The sequence below is a fragment of the Dyella sp. C9 genome, assembly GCF_003332825.1.
Lineage (GTDB): Bacteria > Pseudomonadota > Gammaproteobacteria > Xanthomonadales > Rhodanobacteraceae > Dyella.
Map to the genome: position 1 here is coordinate 449971 of NZ_QIRF01000002.1, position 25265 is coordinate 475235.

24 protein-coding genes are annotated in these 25265 nt (G+C 68.1%); 7 read left to right on the forward strand and 17 right to left on the reverse strand.

Annotated features, from left to right (window positions below; translation table 11 throughout):
- Window positions 1-95 precede the first annotated feature (95 nt).
- Complete coding sequence (locus DVU99_RS04370; protein ID WP_232823441.1) at window positions 96-1304, forward strand: (Fe-S)-binding protein; 1209 nt, start codon at window positions 96-98, stop codon at window positions 1302-1304.
- Window positions 1301-1942, forward strand: coding sequence for a 2-polyprenyl-3-methyl-6-methoxy-1,4-benzoquinone monooxygenase (gene coq7 / locus DVU99_RS04375; protein WP_114238963.1), 642 nt, complete (start codon window positions 1301-1303; stop codon window positions 1940-1942). Before DVU99_RS04370 ends, coq7 begins: the two co-directional genes overlap by 4 nt.
- 154 nt (window positions 1943-2096) lie before the next feature.
- Here the strand turns inward: coq7 and speD are convergent, their stop codons facing one another.
- Window positions 2097-2882: an adenosylmethionine decarboxylase gene (gene speD / locus DVU99_RS04380; RefSeq protein ID WP_019465856.1), complete on the reverse strand. Its 786-nt coding sequence runs from the start codon at window positions 2880-2882 to the stop codon at window positions 2097-2099.
- Window positions 2883-3161: 279 nt separating this feature from the next.
- Here speD and crp point away from each other — a divergent pair, with 279 nt between their 5' ends.
- Window positions 3162-3857 carry a cAMP-activated global transcriptional regulator CRP gene (gene crp / locus DVU99_RS04385; RefSeq protein WP_114238964.1) on the forward strand — a complete coding sequence of 232 codons (696 nt, stop codon included), beginning with the start codon at window positions 3162-3164 and terminating at the stop codon, window positions 3855-3857.
- An 87-nt stretch (window positions 3858-3944) separates the two neighbouring features.
- On the opposite strand, the gene DVU99_RS04390 is transcribed toward crp, so the two are convergent.
- The 5 genes from DVU99_RS04390 to DVU99_RS04410 all read right to left on the reverse strand — a co-directional run bounded on the left by DVU99_RS04390 (window position 3945) and on the right by DVU99_RS04410 (window position 8393).
- Window positions 3945-4934 carry a helix-turn-helix domain-containing GNAT family N-acetyltransferase gene (locus DVU99_RS04390; protein ID WP_114238965.1) on the reverse strand — a complete coding sequence of 330 codons (990 nt, stop codon included), beginning with the start codon at window positions 4932-4934 and terminating at the stop codon, window positions 3945-3947.
- A 250-nt stretch (window positions 4935-5184) separates the two neighbouring features.
- Window positions 5185-5886 carry a haloacid dehalogenase-like hydrolase gene (locus tag DVU99_RS04395; protein WP_114238966.1) on the reverse strand — a complete coding sequence of 234 codons (702 nt, stop codon included), beginning with the start codon at window positions 5884-5886 and terminating at the stop codon, window positions 5185-5187.
- A 3-nt stretch (window positions 5887-5889) separates the two neighbouring features.
- Window positions 5890-6684: an indole-3-glycerol phosphate synthase TrpC gene (trpC, locus tag DVU99_RS04400; RefSeq protein ID WP_114238967.1), complete on the reverse strand. Its 795-nt coding sequence runs from the start codon at window positions 6682-6684 to the stop codon at window positions 5890-5892.
- A gap of 42 nt (window positions 6685-6726) precedes the next feature.
- Window positions 6727-7800: an anthranilate phosphoribosyltransferase gene (trpD, locus tag DVU99_RS04405; RefSeq protein WP_114238968.1), complete on the reverse strand. Its 1074-nt coding sequence runs from the start codon at window positions 7798-7800 to the stop codon at window positions 6727-6729.
- Complete coding sequence (locus DVU99_RS04410) at window positions 7797-8393, reverse strand: aminodeoxychorismate/anthranilate synthase component II (protein WP_114238969.1); 597 nt, start codon at window positions 8391-8393, stop codon at window positions 7797-7799. Before DVU99_RS04410 ends, trpD begins: the two co-directional genes overlap by 4 nt.
- Before the next feature lie 223 nt (window positions 8394-8616).
- Here DVU99_RS04410 and DVU99_RS04415 point away from each other — a divergent pair, with 223 nt between their 5' ends.
- Window positions 8617-9204 carry a hypothetical protein gene (locus tag DVU99_RS04415; protein WP_114238970.1) on the forward strand — a complete coding sequence of 196 codons (588 nt, stop codon included), beginning with the start codon at window positions 8617-8619 and terminating at the stop codon, window positions 9202-9204.
- Between the two features lie 18 nt (window positions 9205-9222).
- On the opposite strand, the gene DVU99_RS04420 is transcribed toward DVU99_RS04415, so the two are convergent.
- The 4 genes from DVU99_RS04420 to DVU99_RS04435 are packed head-to-tail and all read right to left on the reverse strand — an operon-like array spanning window position 9223 to window position 13673.
- Window positions 9223-10359, reverse strand: coding sequence for an FAD-binding oxidoreductase (locus DVU99_RS04420; RefSeq protein ID WP_114238971.1), 1137 nt, complete (start codon window positions 10357-10359; stop codon window positions 9223-9225).
- Window positions 10356-11111 carry a L,D-transpeptidase gene (locus tag DVU99_RS04425; RefSeq protein WP_232823442.1) on the reverse strand — a complete coding sequence of 252 codons (756 nt, stop codon included), beginning with the start codon at window positions 11109-11111 and terminating at the stop codon, window positions 10356-10358. Before DVU99_RS04425 ends, DVU99_RS04420 begins: the two co-directional genes overlap by 4 nt.
- Before the next feature lie 55 nt (window positions 11112-11166).
- Window positions 11167-12264 (reverse strand): dipeptide epimerase, encoded by a 1098-nt coding sequence (locus tag DVU99_RS04430; RefSeq protein WP_114238973.1) that lies wholly within the window; start codon window positions 12262-12264, stop codon window positions 11167-11169.
- Window positions 12265-12269: 5 nt separating this feature from the next.
- Window positions 12270-13673, reverse strand: coding sequence for an SH3 domain-containing protein (locus DVU99_RS04435; RefSeq protein ID WP_114238974.1), 1404 nt, complete (start codon window positions 13671-13673; stop codon window positions 12270-12272).
- Between the two features lie 153 nt (window positions 13674-13826).
- On the opposite strand from DVU99_RS04435, the gene DVU99_RS04440 reads away from it, so the two are divergent.
- Window positions 13827-15047 carry a dipeptidase gene (locus DVU99_RS04440; RefSeq protein WP_114238975.1) on the forward strand — a complete coding sequence of 407 codons (1221 nt, stop codon included), beginning with the start codon at window positions 13827-13829 and terminating at the stop codon, window positions 15045-15047.
- A 4-nt stretch (window positions 15048-15051) separates the two neighbouring features.
- Window positions 15052-15771: a M15 family metallopeptidase gene (locus DVU99_RS04445; RefSeq protein ID WP_114238976.1), complete on the forward strand. Its 720-nt coding sequence runs from the start codon at window positions 15052-15054 to the stop codon at window positions 15769-15771.
- An 81-nt stretch (window positions 15772-15852) separates the two neighbouring features.
- On the opposite strand, the gene DVU99_RS04450 is transcribed toward DVU99_RS04445, so the two are convergent.
- Together DVU99_RS04450 and trpE are read right to left on the reverse strand one after the other, a co-directional pair.
- The gene (locus DVU99_RS04450; RefSeq protein ID WP_232823443.1) at window positions 15853-16557 is read right to left on the reverse strand and encodes a hypothetical protein; all 705 of its coding nucleotides are present in this window, start codon (window positions 16555-16557) and stop codon (window positions 15853-15855) included.
- Between the two features lie 2 nt (window positions 16558-16559).
- The gene (gene trpE / locus DVU99_RS04455; RefSeq protein WP_114238977.1) at window positions 16560-18035 is read right to left on the reverse strand and encodes an anthranilate synthase component I; all 1476 of its coding nucleotides are present in this window, start codon (window positions 18033-18035) and stop codon (window positions 16560-16562) included.
- Between the two features lie 152 nt (window positions 18036-18187).
- On the opposite strand from trpE, the gene DVU99_RS04460 reads away from it, so the two are divergent.
- Window positions 18188-19369 (forward strand): hypothetical protein, encoded by a 1182-nt coding sequence (locus DVU99_RS04460; protein WP_157971347.1) that lies wholly within the window; start codon window positions 18188-18190, stop codon window positions 19367-19369.
- A gap of 199 nt (window positions 19370-19568) precedes the next feature.
- Here the strand turns inward: DVU99_RS04460 and DVU99_RS04465 are convergent, their stop codons facing one another.
- From DVU99_RS04465 to rpe, 5 genes are all read right to left on the reverse strand, one after another.
- Entirely contained in the window at window positions 19569-21581 is a 2013-nt protein-coding gene (locus DVU99_RS04465) for an ATP-binding protein (RefSeq protein ID WP_114238979.1), read from the reverse strand.
- Window positions 21582-21652: 71 nt separating this feature from the next.
- A complete protein-coding gene (locus tag DVU99_RS04470) occupies window positions 21653-22258 on the reverse strand; it encodes a hypothetical protein (protein ID WP_114238980.1) in 606 nt (201 codons plus the stop codon).
- The gene (pdsR, locus tag DVU99_RS04475) at window positions 22258-22947 is read right to left on the reverse strand and encodes a proteobacterial dedicated sortase system response regulator (protein WP_114238981.1); all 690 of its coding nucleotides are present in this window, start codon (window positions 22945-22947) and stop codon (window positions 22258-22260) included. Before pdsR ends, DVU99_RS04470 begins: the two co-directional genes overlap by 1 nt.
- Before the next feature lie 113 nt (window positions 22948-23060).
- Complete coding sequence (locus DVU99_RS04480) at window positions 23061-23843, reverse strand: SEL1-like repeat protein (RefSeq protein WP_114238982.1); 783 nt, start codon at window positions 23841-23843, stop codon at window positions 23061-23063.
- Between the two features lie 682 nt (window positions 23844-24525).
- Window positions 24526-25206 (reverse strand): ribulose-phosphate 3-epimerase, encoded by a 681-nt coding sequence (gene rpe / locus DVU99_RS04485; protein ID WP_114238983.1) that lies wholly within the window; start codon window positions 25204-25206, stop codon window positions 24526-24528.
- Between the last annotated feature and the right edge of the window lie 59 nt (window positions 25207-25265).

A 25265-nucleotide genomic window follows, 5' to 3' on the forward strand; every position in this document is an offset into this window, starting at 1 on the left:
GTGGAACAAAGGCGCGAGATGATAACGGAGTTTTCATCAATCGCGCAAGCCCACCGACCGGTGGGATGCGAGTTGGCAATGATAGCATGATCAACATGGCGCTTGAAAAGCCCCCCCTCACCCGAAAACAGAAGATCGCCGCGCTCGCCGACCAGTGCGTGCAATGCGGCATGTGCCTGCCCACCTGCCCCACCTATGGGCTGGACGGAAGCGAGGCCGAATCGCCGCGCGGCCGCATCGCCATCGCCGCCGCCCTGGCCCGGGGTGATGCGGAGCCGACGGCGGCCCTGCGCACGCACCTGGACCACTGCCTGGGCTGCCTCAACTGCCAGCGCGTATGCCCCGCCAACGTCAAATACGACGAACTGCTGGTGGAAACCCGTGCCCTGGTCGGCCCCCTGCCCGGGCGCCCGCGTCAATTGCTGGCCTTGCTGCGGCAGCCTACGCTGCTGCGCCTGGCGGCCCGCGTCGCAAGCGCTACCGGACTGGCGCGGTGGAAGGTCCGCCTGGGTGCGCGACTGCCCGCCAGTTCGGCCTGGCGGGCAGCACTGGATACCCTCCCCGATGCCCTGCCGGAACCGTTGCCTGTGGCGCGCGAGGAGCCCGCTGGTGCCGCGCCACGCGTGGCGCTGTTTCCAGGCTGCGTGGCCAGCGTGGAAGACGCCGAGGCCGAAGCCTCCGCGATCACGCTATTGCACGCGGCCGGCTACCACGTCACGCGATTGCCTGCGTTCTGTTGCGGCGCCATGGACCTGCATGGTGGCGAGATGGCCACGGCCGACCGCCTGGCCGAACGTGTGCGAGACACCTGGCAGGCCTCGGGCGCCAGCGAACTGGTCTCGGTGACGCCAGGCTGCCTGGGCACCCTGCGCCGTACCCTGCCCGGTGTGCCGGTGCGCGACCCGGTGAGCCTGCTGGCCGAGCGCAGCGAGCACCTGCGTTTTCGCCCACTGTCCCGCCGTGTCGCGCTGCACCTGCCGTGCACGCAGGTCAACGTGGCACGCAGCGAGGCCGCCTTGCAGGCGCTGCTGCGCAAGGTGCCGGAGCTCGACCTGCAGGTGGCGCCACGCGCACCTTATTGTTGCGGAGCGGCCGGCTCGCACATGCTGGAATTTCCCGAACGCGCCGCACGCCTGCGCGAAGCCACGCTGGGGCAGATCGCCACGTTGGCACCGCAGCAGCTGTTGTCGTCCAATATCGGTTGTCGCCTGCACCTGGCGGCGGGCATGGACGAACACGGCCAGCACTGGCCGCACATGCACCCGCTGACCCTGCTGGCCCAGCAACTGGAGAATTCGCCATGAACGTACGCATGCTCTCGCCGCTCGACCGCCTGCTGGCCGGCTTCGAACGCGCACTGGAGACTGTGGCAGGCGCGCCGGAAGCCGCACGCACCACGCCGGCAGAGGCTTTCGACGAGGCCGACATGGACGACGCCGAGCGACGTCACGCCGCGGGCCTCATGCGCATCAACCACACCGGCGAAGTCTGCGCACAGGCGCTTTACGACGGCCAGGCCGCGCTCGCGCGCAGCGAAGAGAACCGCCAGCACCTGCTGCATGCCGCCGCCGAGGAAACCGACCACCTGGCCTGGTGCGCCGACCGCCTGAAGGAGCTGGACAGTCGCCCCAGCCTGCTCAACCCGCTGTGGTACGCGGGCAGCTATGCCATTGGCGCGCTCGCCGCGCTGGCCGGCGACCCGATCAGCCTGGGCTTCGTGGTGGAAACCGAGCACCAGGTGGAAGCCCACCTGGAAGAGCACCTCGACAAGCTGCCGCCACAGGACGAGCGCTCGCGTGCCGTGCTTCAGCAGATGCAGGCCGACGAGATCCGCCACGCCCACGATGCACGCGAACGCGGTGGCGTGGACCTGCCGTTCCCGATCCCCGGTGTGATGCACCTGACGTCATGGGTGATGAAGACGGTGGCATACCGCATTTGAGCGAGGCCGGTTCAGCAGCCGTGGGTTCGCGGCTGGTTCGCTGTCGGGCTTCGTAGGTCTTTTCGCGCGCAGGGTGCGCTGTGCGCTCCTACAAATACAAAAGAGAGCGGCGGCGATGTGGCAAAAAAAACCCGCCTTTCGGCGGGTTTTTTCATCACATCAGGTTGCGGCCGTGGAACAACTCCTCGATCTCGCGACGCAGCAGCGACTCGATGCGCTGGCGCTCCTTGAAGGAAAGATCGTCGGCATGCGCCTCGAACAGATAGGTATCAAGGTCGAAGTCCTTGATGTGCATCTTGGTGTGGAACATGTTTTCCTGATAGACGTTCACGTCGAACATCTCGTACTTCTGGCGAATGTGCTTGGCCAGGTAGTCCTGCACGGAATTGATCTTGTGGTCGATGAAGTGCTTCTTGCCCTTCACGTCGCGGGTGAAGCCGCGCACGCGGTAGTCGGCGATGACGATGTCCGACTCGAAGCTGTCGATCAGGTAGTTCAGGGCCTTCAGCGGCGAGATCACGCCGCAGGTGGCCACGTCGATGTCCGCACGGAAGGTCGCGATGCCGTTGTGCGGATGCGTTTCCGGATAGGTGTGGACGGTGATGTGGCTCTTGTCCAGGTGCGCCACCACTGCGTCGGAGATGGTGTCGCGGCCGAGCTTCTCCACCACCGGCTCCTCGGAAATGAGGATGGTGACGGAGGCGCCTTGCGGATCGTAGTCCTGGCGTGCAATGTTGAGGATGTTGGCGCCGATGATCTCGGCCACATCCGTCAGGATCTGGGTGAGGCGGTCGGCGTCATACTGCTCATCGATGTACTCGATGTAGCGCTGGCGCTGCTCTTCGGACACTGCATAGCAGATGTCGTAGATGTTGAAGCTCAGTGCCTTGGTCAGGTTGTTGAAGCCCTGCAGGCGCAGGCGCGGAAGGGGTTTCACCACAGCGACTCTCCATGGCCGGATCGGCGGCCAGCAGTAGAGGCGGGTTAGCTACAAGGGTCCCCGCTAGATAATTCGACGTGAAAGCAGGAAGCTTCCACGACCCTTGTGACCGGAGCGCGACAAAGAGATCGCGTCCGAAAGACCGTGAAGTATGCGGCAAAAAAAGGGAAAACTGAACCTTCGGCAGGTCAGGTTAGTTTGCCATAATGCCCGGAGGGGGGAAGGATTGGACTGTCGGGGGGCGCTTGCGTCCCCCGAATTGAATCTACGGGACTCATCGTGGCGCAACTCAAATATCAGCTACAACAAGCTTTTGAACGTTCCCAGGCGCCAGCCAGCTTCGCCCCGGACCCGGCCTCGATGGAGCGCTTCCTGGCGCTCTGCCACCGTCGGCGCTACCCGGGCAAGACGGCCATCATCCGGCCGGGCGACCCAGCCAACACCTTGTATTACATCGTGGACGGCTCCCTGGCCGTGTGCACGGAGGATGAGCAGGGCCGCGAACTGATCCTGGCCTACCTGAGCCGCGGCCAGTTCATCGGGGAGATGGGCCTGTTCGTGGAGCAGGCCCAGCGTGAGTCGATGGTGCGCACCCGCACGGCCTGCGAAATGGCCGAGATCAGCTACGAGCGCCTGTTCCAGCTGATGGAAGGCCCGCTGCGCGAGGAATGCCCGAAGATCCTGTTCGCCATTGGCTCCCAGCTGACCCACCGCCTGCTGCGCACTTCGCGCCAGGTCAGCCGCATGGCCTTCATGGACGTCACCAACCGCATCTCCAAGACCCTGCTGGACCTGTGCCAGGAGCCGGATGCGATGACCCATCCTGAGGGCACCCAGATCCGCATTTCGCGCCAGGAGGTCAGTCGCATCGTGGGCTGCTCCCGTGAAATGGTCGGCCGCGTGCTCAAGCAGCTCGAGGAACAGGGCATGATCGACGTGGCCGGCAAGACCATCGTGGTGCGCGGCACCCGCTGACCCTCTCCCGTCCCGGCCCTGGCCGGGACGTTGCCACCAGGCGCCGGGACTTCCGGCGCCCCGGGGCCAGGCACCCGGCACCCTGCGTCAGCCCCGCCCTGCCTTGACCGATGCCGCCCGGCCCTTCTCGGGCTGGTAGATCATGTAGACATCGGCACGCTCGTAGTGCGAACCCGTGCGCGGCCCCGGCTGCAGCACGAAGCCAGACTGCTCGTACATGCGCAGCGCCGTCTTCAGGCGGCTGTTGGACTCCAGGAACAGCTCGGTGCCGCCACGGCGGTGGAATTCCTCGATGGCCGCGGCCAGCAACGCCCGACCGGCACCCATGCCGCGGAAGGTTTCGTCCACGCCCATCTTGGACAGCTCGTATACGCCCGGCGCCTCCTGCAGCAGCGCACAGGTGCCGATCACCTCATCGGACAGGCGCGCGAAGAAGATCGCGCCGCCGGGAGCCAACACATGCCGCTCGGGGTCGCCCAGCAGCTCGCGGTCGATGTCCTCGATGCGGAAATGACGCTCCAGCCACTGCGCATTGAGGCGATAGAAGTGTTCCCTGAGGGCCGGCTCGTAGGGCACGATCTGCAGCTTTGCAGTGGTCAGGGCGGCGTATTCGGCCAGCATGGCGTCGACCACCGGGCGATCCTCCAAGGCCTGCTCGGTGGCCGCAAGGGCTTCCAGCAGCGTCGCCAACCCCTCCTCGCCCAGCGAGCGGCGGATGCCGCGGCGCACCGCCACCCAGATCGGCCCCAACGCCGACAACGCGGCCTGTCCCTGCTCGGTCAGCACCAGCAGGCTGCGGCGGCCGTCCAGCACGTCCTTCTTGCGGCAGACCAGGCCGGCATCGACCAGTTTGTCGGCCAGCTGGCTCACCGCCGAGTGGGTCTGGCCAATGGCCACGGCGACGTCGCTGACCGTGGTTTCGCCGTGTTCCCACAGGAATCGCAGCACCGGAAACCAGCGCGACTCGACGCCCGCGCCACAGGACCGATAGACCTCGTCCACCGCTGCGTAGAAATGATCGCTGAGCGACTTGAGACGGCTGCCGAGCGCCAGCTGGGCGAGTGAAGGGAGGTACATCGACGAGCCCCCAAAACCAATGATGTGAGTGATGACTCCATGGAACCCGCGGGCGCCAGGATGGGCGAGCGGATCGGCCACGGCACAACGAGCCTACCTCCGGGGTGGCTCACGGCTCGATAACGCAGCACGGCCCCGGCCGGTGCAGTCGGCCATGGGCGAAGGCGCGTCCGCTGCGCGGGAGACCGCACGGGTGCTTGCCGGATCCGCCACCCCGACAGGGACGGCGACCAGCAACACCCCGGCCAGGCTAGAACCAGTCGACGCGGGTGATGGTGCGCCCCAGCGCCTTCTCCAGCTTCTTGCACAGCTTGGGCGTGCCGTTGACCAGCACCGCCTCGGCTGCAGGCTTCAGCATGGGGGCATCGAGCAGGGAATCGCTATAGGCCACATGCCACTCCCCAACGCCCGCGGCAGCGAGCAGGGCCGTCTTGCGCCGCCCCACGTTGTGCAGCTTCACGCGCATGCCCAACAACCCCGGACGCAGCCGCGAAGCCAGTACCTCGATGTCCTGCAGGCCAAGCTGGGCCAGGATGTGGCTGACCAGCACGTGCTCGCAGCCGGTCACCACGATCACGCGATCGCCGGCGGCCTGGTGGCGGCGCAGCACGTTCAGCCCGTCCCGGCAGAACTGGCGCGGCCGGCGCACCAGCCCAGCGCCGAAGGCTTCGGCCGCCTGTCGGTAGCGGCGCTCGCCCAAGCCGAGCAGGCCCACGTGCACCACCGAGCGCAGCGCCAGCCGGCGCGAGAACGGCGCCACCAGCGTCATCCACGGCAAGGCCAGCACCGCCGCCAGCTTGCGCAGCAGCGAACGCCGATACTGCTCGCGAAGGAACAGCGAGAACGCGTCGCCGTGGATCAGCACGCCGTCGAAATCGAACAGCACGGTGCGCGGAGCGGACGCATCCGCTGCCGCCGCCGGCAGCACCGAAGTGGATTCCCCTGTGGACATGGCTTACGTGGTCGCGAAGAGTCGCTTCAGTTCCGCTCCCGGATCGTCGGCGCGCATGAATGCCTCGCCCACCAGGAACGCGTTGATGCCGGCGTCACGCAACAAGGCCACGTCGTCAGGCGTGTGGATACCCGACTCGCTGACCAGGATGCGGTCGTATTCCATCAGCTGCTGCAGTTCCAGCGAGGTGTCGAGCGAGGTGTGGAAGGTGCGCAGGTTGCGGTTGTTCACGCCGATCAGCGGCACCGGCAGGGCCAGCGCGCGCTCCAGTTCCTCCGCGTCGTGCACTTCGCACAGCACGTCCAGGTCCAGTTCGGCGGCCAGCAGCGAAAGATCGAGCAAGGCGGCGTCGCTGAGCGCGGCGACGATCAGCAGGATGCAGTCGGCGCCGATCACGCGCGCCTCGTACACCTGGTACGGATCGATCACGAAGTCCTTGCGCAGCACCGGCAGCGAACAGGCGTCACGCGCCTGCTGCAGGAAATCCTCGCTGCCGTGGAAGAAGTCGCGGTCGGTCAGCACCGACAGGCAGGCCGCGCCGCCCTTCTCGTAGCTGCGCGCGATCGCCGCGGGATCGAAGTCGTGGCGGATCACGCCCTTGCTCGGGCTGGCGCGCTTCACTTCGGCGATCACCGCCGGCAGGCCGGCGTCGATCTTCGCTTCGATGGCCGCGGCAAAGCCGCGCGTGTCCGGCAGGTCGCCCACCCGCGCCGAGAGCTCCACCAGCGGCAGCTTGGCGCTGCGCTCGGCGACTTCTTCGGACTTGCGGGTCAGGATGCGTTGGAGGATGTCGGTCATGGGGAAAGCTTGCGGGGTACGGGCATGAAAATGATGTGAGCGTCAGGCTTGTTCGGCCAGGCGCCGGGTGGTCGCCACGAAGGCGTCCATTTTCGCACGGGCAGCGCCGCTGGCGATGGTCGCGCGGGCGCGTTCGATGCCCGCGGCGATGGAGTCCACCAGGTTGGCCGCATACAGCGCGGCACCGGCATTGAGGCACACGATGTCGTGCGGCACGCCGCGACGACCCTCCAGCGCCTCCAGCAGCATGGCTCGGCTTTCCTCGGCGTTTTCCACGCGCAGGTTGCGACTGGAGGCCATGGCGAGGCCGAAATCCTCCGGCTCCACCTCGTACTCGCGCACCTCGCCGTCACGCAGCTCGCCGACCAGCGTCGCGGCGCCCAGCGAGATCTCGTCCATGCCGTCGCGGCCCCACACCACCAGCGCACGCTGCGCGCCCAGCTGCTGCAGCACGCGCACCTGGATGCCGACCAGGTCGGGATGGAACACGCCCATGAGGATGTTGGGCGCACCGGCCGGGTTGGTCAGCGGGCCCAGGATGTTGAACAGCGTGCGCACACCCATTTCCTTGCGCACCGGCGCCACCACCTTCATCGCCGGATGATGGTTGGGCGCGAACATGAAGCCGATGCCGGTTTCCGCCATGCACTGCGCTACCTGCGCAGGCTTGAGGTCGATCACCGCGCCCAGCGCCTCCAGCACGTCCGCGCTGCCCGACTTGGACGACACGCTGCGGCCGCCATGCTTGGCGATGCGCGCGCCGGCCGCGGCGGCGACGAACATGGAGGCGGTGGAGATGTTGAAGCTGCTGGCACCATCGCCGCCGGTGCCGACGATGTCGATGAAGTGCTCGTGCGCCGGCAGGTCCACCTTGGCCGACAGCTCGCGCATCACGCGCGCCGCGCCGGTGATCTCGCCCACGGTTTCCTTCTTCACGCGCAGGCCGGTGATGATGGCCGCGGTCATCAGCGGGCTCACCTCGCCGCGCATGATCTGCCGCATCAGCTCGATCATCTCGTCGTGGAAGATCTCGCGATGCTCGATCGTGCGCTGCAGGGCCTCCTGCGGCGTGATGGTGACGCGACGGCCCACCGGCGGGTTCACGGCCGCGCTCATGCGGCCAGCTTCAGCGGCAGGCCGAGGAAATTGCGCAGCAGGTCATGGCCATGCTGGGTGAGGATCGACTCGGGATGGAACTGCACGCCTTCCACCGGCAGCGTCTTGTGGCGCAGGCCCATGATCTCGTCGATCGAGCCATCCGGGTTCTCCGTCCACGCCGTCACTTCCAGGCAATCAGGCAGCGAGGCCTGCTCGACTACCAGCGAGTGGTAGCGCGTGGCCTCGAACGGATCGGGCAGGCCGGCAAACACGCCCTGGCCGCGATGGCGCACCGGGGAAGTCTTGCCATGCATGATCTGCTTGGCGCGGATCACCTTGCCGCCGAACACCTGGCCGATCGCCTGGTGGCCCAGGCACACGCCGAACACCGGGATCTCGCCCGCCAGCTCGCACAGCACATCCAGCGACACGCCCGCGTCGTCCGGCGTGCCCGGACCGGGCGAAATCATGATGTGCGACGGCTTGAGCGCGCGGATGCCCGCCACGTCCAGCGCGTCATTGCGCACCACCTTGACCGCCTGCCCCAGCTCGCCCAGGTACTGCACGAGGTTGAAGGTGAAGCTGTCGTAGTTGTCGATCATCAAGAGCATGGGGATGCCAACTTATTGATTACACGTAACAAATCGAGCGCCACGCGGGTTCGCGATCCGCGCCGGGCTGGAAGCCCGCCAGCGGACGCCGCGCATGGCCAGAACGTGCATTGTGCTCAAACCCGCGCCGCACTGCAGCAACCTCATGACCGGCACCGCCCGCCACGGGCCGGCCGTGCTATACCGGCGTGGTGCTTCTCCGGCAGGGAGAGGGCCTGCACGCATGAAGGTGGCCATCGGTTTCAAGGCGCATTCGGGCTGGGCCGCGATGGTCGCGGTCGGGCTGGACGACGAGCATCCCCTGCTGGTGGACCGCCGCAGGCTGCCCCTGGTCGACGCACGCGAGGCCGCCTGGGCGCGCCAGCCGTATCATGCCGCCGAGGGCCTGCCGCTGGCACGCGCGCAGGCGCTGGTGCAGCGAGGCATCGATGCAGCCCACCGGGTGGCCAGCGAGCGCGTGGTCGAAGCGCTGCTGCAACTGCAGGAGGCCGGACATGCGATTGCCGGTGGCGTGGTGCTCACCGGCTCGCCCATGCCCGCCTGGAGCACCGAGCAGATCCTCGCCGTGCATATCCGCATGCACCAGGCCGAAGGCCTGCTGTTTCCCGATGCGCTGGCCAAGGCCGTGGCCGGCTGCGGACTGCCGCTGGGCCTGATCCGCGAACGCGACCTGGAGCAACTGGCGCCCTCCGCCTGTCCCTGGGCGGACGAGATCGGCGCGCTGGGCAAATGGGCCGGACCACCCTGGGGCGCCGACCAGAAGCATGCCGCGATGGCCGCGCTGGTGTTGTTCGGCGCGCGCCTGCACTGAGCGGCGCGTCGGCCTGCCTCAGCGCGCCAGCCGGCTCGGATCGAGCATGGCGGGAGTAAGCCCGGCGTCCTGCAGGTGCGATGGCAACGGCCGGCCCCGCACCAGGCTGGCGCAGGCCTCGCCCATGGCCGCCGAGGTCTGGATACCGTAACCGCCCTGCGCGGCCACCCAGAAGAAGCCCTCGGTAGCGGGCGCAAACCCGCCCACCAGATCGCCGTCGGCCACGAACGAACGCAGGCCCGCCCAACTGCGCGTGGGGCGACGGATGGTCATGGTGGTGGCCTCCTCGATGCGATGGATGCCCAGCGCGATATCGAGCTCTTCCGGCTGCACGTCGTGCGGCAGCACCGGATCGGCGTTGGCCGGGCAGCCCAGCAGCAGGCCGGCATCGGGCTTGAAGTAGAAGGTTTCGTCGACGTCGGTGATGAACGGCCAGCGATGGGTGTCCATGCCGGCCGGCGGCTCGAACAGGAAGGCCGAGCGCCGCCTCGGCTGGATGCCGATGGGCGCTGCGCCGGCCATCGCCGCCACCTGGTCCACCCAGGCTCCCGCCGCGTTTACCAGCAGCGGTGCGCGGTAACTGTGCTCGCCCGCATCGATGAACCAGTGGCCGGGGCCGCGCTCGATCGAGCGGATGCCCACGTTGAAGCGCAACTGCCCGCCCTGGGCGCGAACGCCGCGCAGGAAACCCTGGTGCAATTCATTCACGTCGATATCGGCGGCACCGGGCTCGTACAGCCCCACCTGCGCCGCCTCCGGGCGCAACACCGGCACGGCGTCGCGCAGCCAGCGCGCATCCACCACGCGCAGGCCCTGCGTGCGCGGCGCCATCTCCTCGTACAGCGACTGCACGGTGGCAGCCTGCCAGCCCGCGCCAATGCTCACCGAGCCGCGTGGCGACAATATCGGCTGGGCGGCGAAGCCCGCGGGAGGTGCATCGAAGAAGCGCCGCGCGGCGCGGGTCAGCGCACGCACCTGCGGCGAACCGTAGGTCTCGGAAAACAAGGCTGCCGAACGTCCCGTGGAATGCACCCCGGCATGCTGCTCGCGTTCCAGCACCAGCACGCGCACATGCGGCGCGAGGAAGTAGGCGACCGAGGCACCCGCCATGCCAGCTCCGATCACGACGACATCGGCGGCGATGGTCTGGCTCATGGCGTGGGCTCCCCTGCAGGCAGGTGCCAGCGCGTGCGCAGCCGCGCATAGGCATCCTGTGGCAGCAGCACGAACACCGGATGGTCTTCGGGCTTGAGCCAGGCGAGCAGACCACGCATCACCGCCTCGGGCATGGCGGTGCAACCGGCGGTGGCATCGGTGGGCGAACGCCAGACATGGGCAAAGATGCAACTGCCCGCACCCGCCACGCCCTGCGCGTTGTGCTCGATCACGAAGCCCACGGTGTACAGGCGATCGCCATTCAAGTGCAGGTCGCGGCGCATGGGCTCGCTGGAGCCGGCCACCGCCTGCTCGCCCACCTCGCGCGTATCGACGATGCGGTTGTAGTACGGCGAACCGCTTACATCCATGCAGTAGTCCGACACCTGCAGGGCGCGATAAGGCATGTGGGTGTCGGCACTGCCGGCATAGCCGAAGGCCTCACCGATGCGGAACACGCCGGCCGCGCTGCGGCCATCGCCCTCGTGCTTCTGCGGGCCGTTCGCCTGCGTGGGATTCAGGCCCAGGCCCCAGGCCGCGCCCGATTCGCCGATGGTCACCGCCTGCGCGGCATCCACTGCCTGCCAGCCGCTGCCCGTGCGCTGGTAGGTGCGCAGCACGCCATGGTTGGCGTTCCAGTCCGGCGTCACCACCAGCACCATCTGCCGCGCATCGCGCCAGCCTGCGTCATCGTCCGCCGCCATCGCGTTTGCCCCCGCCATCAGCAGCAGCATCGTCAGCCCATGCCGCATGACGCGGCCCCACCCGTGTGCCTGAAAACACCGCACGTTCGACCACCCCGACATGTCAGTCGCCCCATTCTTCCACGCCGCGCACGGCGCGAATGCCCATACCCGGCGCATCGGACACGGCAATCTCGGGTCCGCGATATACCACCCCGCCCTCCACCGGGTTGTACTGGCACAGCGAAGGGCCGTCCAGATCCACCTTGGTGATCACCGAGGAGCGCGCGATCGCCAGGTGCACCGCGGCAGCGACGCTGATGCTGCCCTCCAGCATGCAGCCGATCATGCAGCTGACGCCATGTTCGGCGGCGATATCCGCCAGGCGCAGCGCACCGGAGAGGCCACCGGTCTTCATCAGCTTGATGTTGATGATGTCGGCCGCGCGGCGGCGGATCACCTCGTAGGCATCGGCCACGCCGAACACGCTTTCGTCCGCCACCACCGGCGTGTGCACGCGCGCGGTGACGTAGCAAAGCCCGTCGATGTCGTGGGCCGGCACCGGCTGCTCCAGCAGCTCCGGCTGCACGCCGGCCGCCTCCAGCGCATGCAGCACCTTCACCGCCTGCTCGGCGGTCCAGCCCTGGTTGGCATCCAGCCGCAGGCTGGCCTCGCCCCCCACCGCTTCGTGGATGGCCTTGACCCGCTCGATGTCCTGCGCGGCGTCCTTGCCCAGCTTGATCTTCAACGCGCGATAACCGCGCGCGACCGCCTGTGTCGACTGCGCCACCATGGCCTGCACCGTATCCAGGCTGATGGTGAGGTCGGTACGCAACACCGGATGCCCGCCACCCAGCAGGCGATAGAGCGGCGCCTGCTGTCGTTGTGCCCACAGGTCGTAGATGGCGATCTCCATCGCCGCCTTCGCGCTGGTGTTGCCGGGCAGGCTCTGCTGGATCAACCCGGCAAGCCGGTCCACATCGTCGATCGCCTCACCGATCAGGCGCGGCGCGATGTGCCCCCGGATCGCCGCCACGATCGACTCCAGCGTGTCGCCGGTGATCGCCGCGGTTGGCGGTGCCTCGCCATGCCCGATGGCTCCCTCGTCGGTGTGCACCGTGACCACGATGTCCTCGAGCTGCTCCACCGTGCGCAGGGCCGTGCGGAACGGCGTCTTCAGCGGCACGCGCAGCAGGCCCAGCCGGATCCCGGTGATGCGCACGCGGGTCAGGGCCTGATGTGCACGATGGCCGTCATGCGGTCGACGTAGGAGTGCTTCTCGTCGAACATCAGCGGCAACAAGGGTGTCACCGACACGGCATTGAGCTTGACCTTGCGCAGGCCGCGGCCATCGCGATAGCTGATGCCGGTGGTGTCGTGGATCACGTAGGGCTGCCCGTCGAGCTGGCCGATCACCATCATCACGTGGCCCGGGATATAGACCAGGTCGCCCACCTTCAACGCCGCCACCGCCTGCATGCGCACGTCGTGGCCGTCGCTGGCACTGAAGGACTGGTGCACCAGCACCGGGCTGCCCTCCTGCCGGCTGGTGTCGCGCGGCATCTGCACGCCCATGCTGCGATAGACATCGGATACAAACCCGCTGCAGTCACGCCCGTCATAGGCATGGCCCCAGCCGTAGCGCTCTCCGAGGAACTTGAACGCCTGGCGCAGGATGTTGGCCTCGGTAAGCGGCAGGTAGTGGTCGGCGGTTTCGGCCTGCCGCTGCAGTAACGCGGGCGAGAAGCCCAGGCCTCCCTGCGGGGTGCGTACCGGCAACTCGATCACGTAGGCGCTATAGGGCGACTCGCCATTCACCGGCTGGTCGGCGGCGTGATCCACCAGCCACGGCAGCGCCACGCCCATGTCCAGTTGCAGCTGCGACACCGCCGGGTTCTCCTGGGTGTAGACCGTGCGCACGACGGCGCCGGTCACCACGCGCTGCGGTTGCTTGCCGGCATAGCCAAATACCTGTCCGGCGCTGCCCTCGGCCACGTTGTCGCGGCGCGTCCATGCCGCGTAGCGCGGGCTAAGCACGAACAGCCACTGGCCATCCAGGCTTTCGTGCACGATGGCCACCGGCGTGCCAGGAAACTCCGCGGTCTCCTGGAACCGGTCGATGTCGATGTCGTCGTCGGACGTGAACACGCGCAGGTCGGTGGGAAAGCTGCGCAACGCGGCGCGACGCACGATCAGCCCGTAGCGCGCGGCCTGCGTGGCGGGCACGCGATCCAGTGCCAGCTGCGCGCCGATGGCCTGCAGCGCGTCCGCCGGCACGCGCCTGCCCTGCTCGTCGTAGAGCGGCTTCCCGGGCAGTTGCGAGATGTCATTGATCCATTGCAGCACCTGCTCGCGCGTCAGCGTGGCGGGCAGCGCGTGCAGGTCACGCATGGAGGGATCGAGCTGGAGCAGCCGGGCGTTCTGTGCGGCGATCGCGGCGGCATCGAGCAGCACGCGGTCAGGCTGGACCAACGGGCGTATCCAGAAATCCGCGCCCAGCATGGCGTCGTCACCGATGCCGATGACGCCCGAGGGCGGCACCGCCAGGGACGAGCCCGCCGACTGCGCCGCCGCCCCCGGCGTTGCCAGCGCCACCATCAGACCCAGCACCGCCACCGATAACCATCGCATGCATCACCCTTGCGTGGAGCCCGCACGCGGCATGGCCGCGCCTGGGCTGAAACCCCTGCGCCGAGCATATCGCCAGCCGACGCATTTGGGAGGCCCCTTGCCAGGCCGCTGCGCCCAGCCTGTAGGATGCCAGCACCTACCGGGGAGGACGGCATGAACGTGTTTCGCACGCTGGGCCAGGCCATCGCGCTGGCGGTCGTAGTGGGTAGTGGCCATGCATGGGCCCAGCAGGAACCGCCGCTGACGCTGGACACGCACGTCGACATCCCGTTTGCCTTCATGCATGACCCTCGCTTCGACGCGGCGCATTCCAACGTGCTCAAGGTCGACCTGGACAAGATGCGGCAGGGTGGCCTCGACGCCGCCTTCTTCATCGTCTATGTCGAACAGGGCCCGCTGACGCCCGCTGGCTACGCCCATGCGGTGGCCGAGGCGCAACGCAAGTACGACGCCATTGCGCTGATGCTCAAGACCTATCCCGACCGCATCCGCCTGGCCACCACGCCCGAGCAGGTGCGCGCCAACAAGGCGGCCGGCCGACTGTCGGCCATGATCGGCGTGGAGAACGGCTATTCGCTGGGCCACGACCTGAACAACCTGGACAAGGCCTACGCCCGCGGCGCGCGCTACGTGGGCCTGGCCCACATGGGCCACAACGACCTGTGCACCAGTTCCACGCCCGAGGCGGACCTCGGCGATCCGCCGCTCAGCGATGCCGGCATCAGCGACTTCGGCCGCAGCGTGGTCAGGCGCGCCAACCAGCTCGGCATCATGGTGGATGTATCGCACTCCTCCGATGCCTGCGTGCGAGACGTGCTGGCGCTCTCGACCTCGCCGGTGATCGCCTCGCATTCGTCCTCGCGCGCGTTGCTCAACCACCCGCGCAACCTGTCCGATGACCTGCTGCGCGCGATCGCGGCCAAGGGTGGCGTCATCCAGGCCGTGGCCGTGGACAGCTACCTCAAGTACAACGCAGGCCGAGAGCTGGCCGAAAAGGCGCTGCAGGCGCAGGTAGCGCACGCCGCCGGCGACAAGACTTTCGACGATGAAAAGGATGGCTACCTGCCCGCCTACATCGAAGGCATGAAGCGCATCGATGCCGCCTTCCCGCCACCCACGGTGGACGATTTCGCCAGGCACATCCGCCACATGGTGGACGTGGCCGGCGTCGACCATGTCGGCATCGCCTCGGACTTCGACGGCGGTGGCGGCATCGGCGGCTGGGAAGACGCCACCGAGACGCGCAACCTCACCGCCGCGCTGCGACGCCAGGGCTTCAGCGATGCCGACATCACCAAGCTGTGGGGCGGCAACCTGCTGCGCGTGTGGGGCGAGGTGACCCAGCGCGCCACCGTGCACCAGGCGGGGAGCTGAGCGCATGCGCGCATGGCGCCGCTTTCTCGCCGTGCCGGCCGCGCTGCTGCTGGCCGGCGCCGTGCGCGCCGATGGCCAGCCTGCACTGTCGCCCGCACGCACGGCGGCCGAAGCCGGCCTGGTCGACATCCGCAGCCTGGTGCCCGACATCGCCGAGGACATCAAGTACGCCGGCAGCGACAACTTCGTCGGCACTCCGGTGGATGGCTACCTGGCGCCCAAGTGCCTGCTGCTGCGCCCCGCCGCCGAGGCACTGGCCCGCGTGGAGCGCGAGCTGCGCGCGCAGCACCAGCGGCTGAAGCTGTTCGACTGCTATCGGCCCGCCCGTGCCGTGGCGCATTTCGTGCGCTGGGCAGGCGACCTGGGCGACCAGCGCACCAAGGCGGAACACTATCCGGACCTGGACAAGCGCGCCCTGCTCGGCGACTACATCGCACCGGTCTCGGGCCACAGCCGCGGCGCCACGGTGGACCTCACCCTGATGCAGTGCGACGCCGGCAACACGCACTGCACGCCGCTGGACATGGGCACGGGCTTCGACTACTTCGGCACGCTGGCCAACACCGAGTCAGCGCAGGCCAGCTCCATGCAGCACGCCAACCGCGAACGGCTGCGCGCGGCGATGGCACGCGGGGGCTTTCGCAACTATGCGATGGAGTGGTGGCACTACACGCTCACGCCCGAGCCTTCACCGCAGGTGATCTACGACGTGCCTGTGGAATGAGCGATGCTGGTCGCGCACAAGGTGCGCTCCTACAACGGGCTCGCTCTGTAGGAGCGCACCCTGTGCGCGACCCAACCCGCCTCAGCGCCCACCCAGTGCCGGCTGCGGAAACGCCAGCACGTCGGCGGTATAGCTTTCCACCACCAGGCTGAAAGGCCGGTTGCCTTGGTCGAACAGTACCGCGCGATGTTGCAGCACGTGGTGCGGAATGAGCAGGTCGCCGCCGGTGGAGGCCGGCAGCGGCGCGCCGTTTTCCCAGCCTTGTGGCAGCGGTGACCACAGCAGCTCGGCCGAGAGCGTCTGGCGACGGAAATGCAGCGGCTGCACCACCTTGCCGAACGGCGTGTCGGAGCTGTCCAGCTCGTGGTTCATGGATTCGGTGAGGCGTGCCGGCACGTACCAGTTGTCGGCCTCGGACAGCACATGGCCGCCACAGGAAAGTTGCACGCGGCGATAGCGCACCGGCTCGTCGGCGCCAATGCCCAGCTGTTCGCGTCCGTCGGCGGGCAGCGGCTTGTCCACGCCGTGCACGCGCTCGGCCACCACCTTCGCTTCGGGCGCCATGTGGTGCACGCCGCACCAGCGTTCCAGCGTGAGCGTGGCGCTGGGGTGGCTGAGCAGGTCGGCGTTGAGCGACTGCAGCAGGGCCAGCGCCTCCACCCGCGAGGTGGCATCGTCGCGCCATACCGGCGGTGCCTCCGGCGAACCGGCCTGCACCGTCGCCATCAGCGTGCCGGTCAGGCCCAGCGCGCAGGAAAGCACTACGCCACGTCGCACCGGACCCATGCTCACAATCCCTTCGCGGCCTGCGCGACGGCGCGGAACAGCGCGCGTCCCTTGTTCATGGTTTCTTCCCACTCGGAAGCGGGATCGGAGTCGTACACGATGCCTGCACCGGCCTGCACGTGCAGGCGGCCATCCTGGATCACCGCCGTGCGGATGGCGATGGCGGTATCGGCATCGCCCCACCAGCCGATCCAGCCGATGGCACCGGCATAGATGTTGCGCTTGTACGGCTCCAGCTCCTGGATGATCTCCAGCGCGCGGATCTTGGGTGCGCCGCTGAGCGTGCCCGCCGGGAAGGTGGCCTTGAGCACGTCCATGTAACCCACCTCCGGGCGCACCGAGCCCTGCACCTGCGAGACGATGTGCATCACGTGCGAATAGCGTTCCACCACGAAGGACTCGCTCACTTCCACGCTGCCGGTCTCGCTGATGCGGCCGATGTCATTGCGGCCCAGGTCGATCAGCATCACGTGCTCGGCGCGCTCCTTCGGATCGGCCAGCAGCTCGGCTTCGAGCGCCAGGTCTTCCTCGTCGGTGGCGCCGCGCTTGCGCGTTCCGGCCAGCGGGCGCACCACCACCTTGCCGTCCTTCAGGCGCGCCAGGATCTCCGGCGAGGAACCCACGATCTGCGTGCTGCCCAAGTCCACGAAGTACATGTACGGCGACGGATTGAGCGCGCGCAGCGCGCGGTACACGTCGACCGGGCGTGCGTTGAAACCCACGCTGAGCCGCTGCGACGGCACCACCTGGAAGATGTCGCCCGCGCGGATGTATTCCTTGGCGCGCTCCACCATCGCCTCGAACTCTTCCCTGGTGAAGGAGGACTTGAAGTCGCCCTCGTCCAGCGCGGTACCCTGGTTGAGCTGCGGATACGACACGCCGCTCTGGCGCAGGCGATACACCAGCGCATCGAGGCGGCGCTGCGCCTCGGCATAGGCATGCGGCTGCGACGGGTCGGCGTGCACGATCAGGTACAGGCGGCCCTTGAGGTTGTCGAATACCGCCACTTCCTCGGCCAGCATGAGCAGCACGTCGGGCGTGCCCAACTCGTCGGCGCGATCCCACTGCGCCAGGCGCGGCTCGATGTAGCCGATGGTCTCGAAGCCGAAGTAACCGACCAGGCCACCACTGAAGGCCGGCAGCTGCGGCAGGCGCGGCACGTGGTACTGCTGGCGCAGGCGCTCGATCTCGCCCAGCGGATCGTCCAGGTGCCGGCGTTCGGTGACCTCACCGGCGTCTTCCACTTCCAGCTCGTGGCCGCGCAGGCGGTACACCCGGCGGGCCGGCAGGCCGATGATCGAATAACGTCCCCAGGTGGCGCCGCCCTCGACCGATTCGAACAGGAAGGTGTACGGGCCATCGGCCAGCTTCAGGTACACCGACAGCGGGGTATCAAGGTCGGAAAACACCTCGCGCACCAGCGGGATGCGGGTATGCCCCTGCGCTGCCAGTGCGTCGAATTCGTCTCGGGAAATCACGTGGAAACAGTCCGGATGGCCAGGCTCGAACGGCCATTGTAGGCGCAGCTCGGGGGCGAACCGAAATCCGCGTACGGCTTGTCCCCTTGACGCTGCGCGCCTAACCTTGCGACATCGGTGCGCGACAGGCATCCGCAGGGGACTCGATGGGTATGGATAACCGTTGTCTCGTACTTTCCGGCCGCCTTCTCGACGGCCAGGACGAAGCCACCGTCCACGCACGCATGGCGGCCGCCTTTGGCATGGAAATGAACGGGTTCCGCGAACGCGTGTTCGAACGGGCCCCGCTGATCATCCGTCGCGGCCTGGATGCCGCCACCGCCGAGGCCCAGGCCGCCCAACTGCGTAGCCTTGGCGTGGAGGCCGACGTCTGGTCGGAAGGCGAACGGATGGCGTGGTTGCGTCGTGATGGCCAGGTCCGCGGGCCGCTGCCGGAAGAAGCACTCGCCCATTACGCCCTGCCGGGTGACTCCTGGTGCCACGACGGCGGCCAGAGCTGGTTCGCCTGGACCCCGGGCGCGACGAGCGACGTGCCGCCAGGACCGCCGGCATCCGCCCAGACCGAACAAGCCGCCTTCACTCCGGAACCGCCGCCGCTGCACGCCACCGGCGAAGCCGCCCACCAGCCACCGCCGCTGCCCGCTACACCGCCGGCCAAGGCGGCCTGGTCCACGGCGGCGATCGCGGCCGCGCTGTTCAGCGTGCTGGCCCTGCTGGTCCGTCCGCTGGCGCCGGTGGCCCTGCTCCTGGCCGTGTGCGTGGTCGCCTACCTGTATCGCCGCCCCTTGCTGCGCGGGCGCCCCTACGCCGTGGCCGCGCTGCTGCTTGGCGCCGTCGCGCTGTTCCTGTGGCTGGAACGCCCGGCGCCGACGCAGGTGGCCCAACCCTACGTACCGCGACCGCTGCAACCCCTGCCGGCCAGCGCCACCGATGCCGGCGGCGAGACTTCGGGCCAGTGCGTGGACAAGTCGGCCCCGCCGAAGAACGACGAGGACCGCTTCCTGCTCACCGGCCAGCGCCTGCTCACCGGCCGCGCGCAGCGCAAGGGCGACACCTATGTGGCCGAGGCGGCCGTGTCGGTGGACCCGCAGTGCCAGCCCAGCGCGCTGCAACTCTACGTGTTCCGCCATGGCGTGTTCATCGGCACCGCGCTGGATACGGCCGCCACGCTGGCGCACACCCACCTTGCCGACTTCGACCTCACCGACGACCAGCACCTGCGCATCACCCTGGCCCAGTGCACCGACAAGCCCGGCGATTGCGCCGCTACCACGGTGCGGCAGATCGCGGTAATGCCCGGCGGTGGCGGCTGGACCCTGGGCGAGATCAAGTAACCCGGCGCCCCATCCATATGCAGGAGCGCACCCTGTGCGCGACCGGATCGGGGCGGGGGCGCCAAGTGCGACGACCTGGGGCCAGCCTGCAGGCTGCGACGGAGCTGGGGCTTGCGCCCTCGTTATTCGGCCCTCGTCCTCTGGCATTGCGCTGCGTAGGCTTTCGCGCACAGGGTGCGCTCCTACAAGGGGGGTGACCCTACAGGCGCTGGCGCGGCATGCCGTGCAGTTGCAGGGTAAAGGCCACGCCGCTGCCGTCTTCCAGATTGCGTGCCGTGGCGATGCCGTCGTGGCGCTCGGCCACCAGGCGCACGACGTAGAGGCCCAGCCCAAGATGCGGCGCATCACCCGGCGTGGCCTTGTCGCGCAGGCTCACCAGCGAATCGAACAGGCGCCCCTGCATCGCCGCGGGTAGCGGCGGCCCCTGGTTGGCCAGCTCGATTTCCGCGCCTTGCGGCAGGCTGCGCAGGGTCAGGCGCAACCAGCCGCCTTCGGGGGTGAACGACAGCGCGTTGTCGAACAACTTGTCGAGCGCCTGCGCGATCAGCTCGGGCGCGCAGTGCATGATCATCGGCGCATCGGGCAACACCGTCTCCAGTCGCCGCGTGCCGGCCAGCGGGCGATAGGCATCGCTGCAACCGCGCACCACGGCCACCAGGTCCACGTCTTCCGGCTCGGCGGCGGCGATCGCGCGCTCCATCCGGCTGGCTTCGCTCATCGCGCGCACCAGTTGGCCAAGGCGCGCCACGCCGTCGCGCGCGCGCAGCAGGTAGGGTTGCGCGTCCGGTGGCATGGCGTGCTCGGCCTGCAGCGCATGCTCGAGGTTGTCCAGCGACGACTTCACGATCGCCAGCGGCGTGTTGAGCTCGTGCGACAGCTTGGACGCCAGCGTGCGCAGGTAATCGGTATAGCCACCCACCACCTCGAACAGGCGCTCGAAGCTGCGCGCCAGGTCGCCGATCTCGTCCTCGGCGCCGGTCATGGGGAATGGGCCGTCCAGACGTCCATCGTTCAACTGCGCGCGCTCGGCCGCATCGCGCAGCCGGCCCAGGCGGATGCTCAGCCGCGTGGCGAAGATCAGCAGGATGGCACCCGCCACCAGCAGCACGCCGAAGCTGGTCAGCAGCAGGCCGAGCAACGCGCGGTTGGCCAGCAAGGGCACGGCACGGCTGGCCTGCTCGAGCAACAGTACGCCGCGTACCTGCCCGTCGCGCTCCACCGGCACGGCCGCCGCCAGCACCACGCTGCCGCGTGCCTCGCCCTGGCGCCACAGGGTGGCCGGATGGCCTCCGCTGGCCTCGCGCACCTCGCCGGCATCCAGGCGCGGCACGTCCTGCATCCACGGTTCGGCGTCACCCACCTGGTCGGCCAGCAGCGAGTGATACACCAGCGCGGCGAACCAGCCCGGCTGGTCACCCGGCGTGGCCGCCGGCGCGGCGAGATGGCCGGTCTGCGCCAGCAGCCAACCCTGCGGCGCCAGTACGCGGGCCTGCACGCCGTCCAGCGCCAGCTGGGCGAGCTCCCGCGACAGTTCGGGCGAATACGCCACCAGCGGCCGCCGCTCCACCGCCTGGGGATCGCCCCCGGTCGCCGGGTCATAGATGGCCACGCCCAGCGAATCGAGCTTCAGGTTGCGCGGCACGCGCAGCTCGACGTGGTAGCTGCTGCCGTCTTCCTGCCACTGCGCGGTGATCAGCGTGGGCAGGCCATCGGCCGGCGGATCGAGCGGACGCGCGGTGAGCAGCCCCGGCGCCGCGCTGGCCAGCAGGTAGCGGCGTGACTGCTCACCCTTGCCCAGGCTGAGCACCAGATGATCCGCCGACAAGGCGTTGGGATCACCCGCATCGGCACGCGTGCGCTGGGCGCTGCGCACGTCGACGTAGAGGTACAGCCAGTCGGCATCCTCGGCCAGCAGCAGCTTGCCGCGGCGATCCAGCGGCTGGCTCCACGGCGTCATCGGCGCCCAGTCGTCGCCATAGCCGTCGACCGTGATGGGGTTGCTCGCCTGCTGCACGTACCACACCGGCCCCGCCGGAGGCAGCGGCGCATCCGTCACCACCAGGCTGCGCGCCATCGCACGCGCCGAAGCGGTGAGCGCCTGCGCCTGCCCTTCGCGCAGCAGCGTTTCCATCTGCCGCACGTACAGCCAGCCCGCCACCGGCAAGGCCAGCGTGCACAGGGCGACAAGCAGTAGTTTTCGGCGCAAGGTCATGGAACGAACGATATCGGGCGAACGTGAGAAAGTCGTCACCCCGGGAGCGATGACACCCAGGGCCAGGGCGGTCAGCCACCGCGCGCCTTTTCCTTGCCAGCCGAGGCCTTGGTTTCATCGTGGTACTTCATGTACTTCGACTGCTCGACTACGCGCCGGAACATCGCCAACAGATCTGCCTTCTGTGCGTCGTCGTGAGGCAACGTCATCGACCAACTCAACCGGATACCGGTGGCAAGGCCCGGATCACAAAAGGCCACGACATCATCCTTGTGGTCCGTCCCTTCATAGAGCAAGCCACGACATGGCATCAGCTTGTTGTCGACTGCAAACACGCTTGCCTTGGCTGCAGGATCACGAGCGAGATACTGGTGACGATCGTCCTGAATCTCGGCCTCGAGCGAAGACAGCTTGGACGGCCAGACGTTGAGCACAACCACGCGGTCGGGCTCACCGGTCCACTCACCCTTGTACATCACGAGATTCACGCCGATGGCCTTGGCATACATGCAGCAGTCGGCCGTCCACCCATCAGGGAGATCGGAAAGTATGGCCCAGCCGGGTACATCGCGATCTGCCTTGCCGTAGGCAACCACTCCACGCCCCTTGTCATCCTGCGCAGCGTGCGCGCCAAGAGCGACAAACAAGAGGACGGCCAAACACAGCAAACGCTTCATCACGGCTTCCATCGATAACCCACGCCGTGCACCGTCTCGATCGCATCGAACTCGGGCGCCACGGCGATGAACTTCTTGCGGATGCGCTTGATGTGCGAAGTGATGGTGGCGTCGTCCACCACCAGCTCGGCCTCGCGCATCAGCTGGTCGCGGTTCTTCACGTGGCCGGGGAAACGCACCAGCGTATGCACCATCCAGAACTCGGTGACGGTAAGCGGGATCTCCTCGCCGTCCCAGGTGATGCGCATGCGTTCGGATTCGAGCTTGAGCGGGCCGTGCTCGATCACCGTCTCGCTCGAGGTGGGCACCTTCAGCGACTCGATGCGGCGGAACAGCGCCGCGATGCGCGCCGCCAGCTGGTGCAGGCTGGTGTCCTTGCTGAGGTAATCGTCCGCGCCCAGGCGCAGACCGGAGATCACGTCGAAATCGGAATCGCGCGCGGTCAGGAAAATGATCGGCAGCGTGGCCGACTTGGCACGCAGCTCACGGCACAGGTCGAAGCCGCCCTCGGGCTCGTCGCCCAGGCCGATGTCGATGATGACCAGCTCCGGCAGGCGCATCGCAAAGGCGCTGGACGCCTCCTGCCGCGAGCCGTAGCCGCGCGTCTCGTAGCCGAAACGGGTCAGCGCCTCGACGTAATTGGCGCGGATCAGCGGCTCGTCCTCGACGATGGCAATGCTGCGGCCCATGGTTCACTCCGGATTGGCAATGGCGCGCAGCGTGCAGCGTGCGTCCCTGGCGCGCAAGCCGTTGGCGCACGATGCCCGCGTTTCGCCATTTACGGCCGGCGCCACGCCACAGCTCAGGGCTTGCCCACCGGGACCTTGCCCAGCTCGCCCACGGTCACGTGGCCAGTCCAGCCCTGGAACAGGTCGGCCGCCCGCTCGTCCACGCGGCGGGCCACGAACCAGACCGGCTCGCGGGACTGGCAGATGGTGCCGTCCGGGTCCTCCTTGACCATGGTGGGTGGGCGCACCGAGTTCAGGCCGTCGATGCATAGCTGCACGTCGTAAGCCTCGCCCCACATGATCTTCTCGCGCTCTCGGCGGTAGCGGCGCTCGGCGCGTACGGCGGCGAAATCGTCACCGTATTTGGGCAGCATCTGCTGATAGAGCGCGTCGGCGCGGGCCTTTTCCTCGGCGCTGGCCTGGTCCATCGCCGACTTGAGCAGGCCCACGTAGACCACGTCCTTGCGCTCGGCCGACAGCGCCAGCCAGGCCAGGCCAAGCGGCCGGTCGCGTGGCGCGATGTCCCCCTTGAAGTAACCGATGCCCAGCAGAAACTGGGCCTGCTTGCTGCCCCACGCCGCGGCGTCCTGCAGGGCGACCCGGCTCTTGGCAAGGTTGCCCTTGGCCAGCTCGCGCCGGCCTACGCAGTAGTAATAACTGCCCGGCAGGAAACGCTCGATGCCCCACGAACAATAGCTCTGGCCAACTTCGTCCAGCGTGCGGTCCACCGTGAATACCGGGGCGCCCGTGGCCGGTGGCGTGCTGCTGGCCTGTGGCGGGTAGGCGGCATGGGCAGTGCCAGCGCTGGCGCCCATGGTCATGGCCAACAGCAGGCAGGTGGAAGCCTTACGAGTCATCACGAACCTCCCTTTCGCGAAACCGGCCCCACTTTACCGCAATTTTTTACGACGCACGCCATTGTCAGGCCGATGGCCGATCTTGCCCGCATCCTGCCATTTTCGGGGCCCGGGCCATGCCCACCCCGCTGGCCGAATGGAGGCGTATCCACAGGAGTTTCCCATGCGTCCCACCGGCCAGCCCCCCGTCGATCCCAATGCCGAGCTGCGCGGCTTCGAGCCGCTGCGCGTGGTGCTGGCGCTGGGCGCGCTGCTGCTGGGCCTGGTCATGAGCCTGCACTGAGCAGGCCCGGACCGGCACGGCGTCCGCGCGGAACCTTCCTTTTCCTGCCACCTGCCGTGGAAGGCATGGAGGCGGCCGGGGTGCAGGGAAGCGCCTCCGGCCGCCCTGGGGCCAAGGGACCCGGCCCAACCGTCACGGTCGCAACTGCTTTCGTCCAACCCCCTGGCACGTTCCTCTCCCCGCCCCTGGCGGGGTTTTTTTTCGCTGTCCGGGAGGCCTTGCGGCGATCGTTCACGCCACCGGGGAACCAAATGCCTGCGATCCGGTCCTAGGTTTCGGTGGCGCGGATTCTTGCCGTGGATTCGTGCCCATCATGTGGTCTCCTCACACGTCGTTCCGACGAAAATTATCCCGGCGCTCCCCGCGCCGGGATTTTCTTTGGGGGAGACGCCCGGTGCTTCAGGCGCGCACGGCGGCCAGCTGCTGGTGCATGGCCTCGATCACGGCCTTGTAGTCGGGCGCGTTGAAGATCGCCGAACCTGCCACGAACGTGTCCGCGCCCGCCGCGGAGATCTCGCCGATGTTGGCGGCGGTGACGCCACCGTCGATCTCAAGGCGGATCGGACGACCGCTCTCGTCGATGCGGCGACGCACCTCGCGCAGCTTGTCCAGTGCGGAGGGGATGAACTTCTGCCCGCCAAAGCCCGGGTTCACCGACATCAGCAGGATCAGGTCGAGCTTGTCCATCACGTAGTCGAGCCAGCTGAGCGGGGTGGCGGGGTTGAACACCAGGCCTGCCTTGCAGCCGGCGTCCTTGATCAGGCCGATGGTGCGGTCCACGTGCTCGCTGGCTTCCGGATGGAAGCTGATCACGCTGGCGCCGGCCTTGGCGAAGTCGGGCACGATGCGGTCCACCGGCTTGACCATCAGGTGTACGTCGATCGGCGCGGTGATGCCGTAGTCGCGCAACGCCTTGAGCACCATCGGCCCCATGGTCAGGTTGGGCACGTAGTGGTTGTCCATCACGTCGAAGTGCACCCAGTCCGCCCCGGCGGCCAGCGCCTTGGCGGTGTCCTCGCCCAGGCGGGCGAAGTCGGCGGAAAGGATGGACGGGGCGATGACGTTGGTCTGCTTGCTCATGCTCATGATTCCTGTAGGAGCGCACCCTGTGCGCGACCCGGCGTGCCGGGACCCTGCGG

What these genes read in the sequence shown, in the direction of transcription:
- DVU99_RS04370 (WP_232823441.1), top strand. Translation starts at nt 96, where the DNA reads ATGGCGCTTGAAAAGCCCCCCCTCACCCGAAAACAGAAGATCGCCGCG.
- coq7 (WP_114238963.1), top strand. Translation starts at nt 1,301, where the DNA reads ATGAACGTACGCATGCTCTCGCCGCTCGACCGCCTGCTGGCCGGCTTC.
- DVU99_RS04390 (WP_114238965.1), bottom strand. Translation starts at nt 4,934, where the DNA reads ATGTACCTCCCTTCACTCGCCCAGCTGGCGCTCGGCAGCCGTCTCAAG.
- DVU99_RS04395 (WP_114238966.1), bottom strand. Translation starts at nt 5,886, where the DNA reads ATGTCCACAGGGGAATCCACTTCGGTGCTGCCGGCGGCGGCAGCGGAT.
- trpC (WP_114238967.1), bottom strand. Translation starts at nt 6,684, where the DNA reads ATGACCGACATCCTCCAACGCATCCTGACCCGCAAGTCCGAAGAAGTC.
- trpD (WP_114238968.1), bottom strand. Translation starts at nt 7,800, where the DNA reads ATGAGCGCGGCCGTGAACCCGCCGGTGGGCCGTCGCGTCACCATCACG.
- DVU99_RS04410 (WP_114238969.1), bottom strand. Translation starts at nt 8,393, where the DNA reads ATGCTCTTGATGATCGACAACTACGACAGCTTCACCTTCAACCTCGTG.
- DVU99_RS04415 (WP_114238970.1), top strand. Translation starts at nt 8,617, where the DNA reads ATGAAGGTGGCCATCGGTTTCAAGGCGCATTCGGGCTGGGCCGCGATG.
- DVU99_RS04420 (WP_114238971.1), bottom strand. Translation starts at nt 10,359, where the DNA reads ATGAGCCAGACCATCGCCGCCGATGTCGTCGTGATCGGAGCTGGCATG.
- DVU99_RS04425 (WP_232823442.1), bottom strand. Translation starts at nt 11,111, where the DNA reads ATGCGGCATGGGCTGACGATGCTGCTGCTGATGGCGGGGGCAAACGCG.
- DVU99_RS04435 (WP_114238974.1), bottom strand. Translation starts at nt 13,673, where the DNA reads ATGCGATGGTTATCGGTGGCGGTGCTGGGTCTGATGGTGGCGCTGGCA.
- DVU99_RS04440 (WP_114238975.1), top strand. Translation starts at nt 13,827, where the DNA reads ATGAACGTGTTTCGCACGCTGGGCCAGGCCATCGCGCTGGCGGTCGTA.
- DVU99_RS04445 (WP_114238976.1), top strand. Translation starts at nt 15,052, where the DNA reads ATGCGCGCATGGCGCCGCTTTCTCGCCGTGCCGGCCGCGCTGCTGCTG.
- DVU99_RS04450 (WP_232823443.1), bottom strand. Translation starts at nt 16,557, where the DNA reads ATGGGTCCGGTGCGACGTGGCGTAGTGCTTTCCTGCGCGCTGGGCCTG.
- DVU99_RS04460 (WP_157971347.1), top strand. Translation starts at nt 18,188, where the DNA reads ATGGATAACCGTTGTCTCGTACTTTCCGGCCGCCTTCTCGACGGCCAG.
- DVU99_RS04465 (WP_114238979.1), bottom strand. Translation starts at nt 21,581, where the DNA reads ATGACCTTGCGCCGAAAACTACTGCTTGTCGCCCTGTGCACGCTGGCC.
- DVU99_RS04470 (WP_114238980.1), bottom strand. Translation starts at nt 22,258, where the DNA reads ATGAAGCGTTTGCTGTGTTTGGCCGTCCTCTTGTTTGTCGCTCTTGGC.
- pdsR (WP_114238981.1), bottom strand. Translation starts at nt 22,947, where the DNA reads ATGGGCCGCAGCATTGCCATCGTCGAGGACGAGCCGCTGATCCGCGCC.
- DVU99_RS04480 (WP_114238982.1), bottom strand. Translation starts at nt 23,843, where the DNA reads ATGACTCGTAAGGCTTCCACCTGCCTGCTGTTGGCCATGACCATGGGC.
- rpe (WP_114238983.1), bottom strand. Translation starts at nt 25,206, where the DNA reads ATGAGCAAGCAGACCAACGTCATCGCCCCGTCCATCCTTTCCGCCGAC.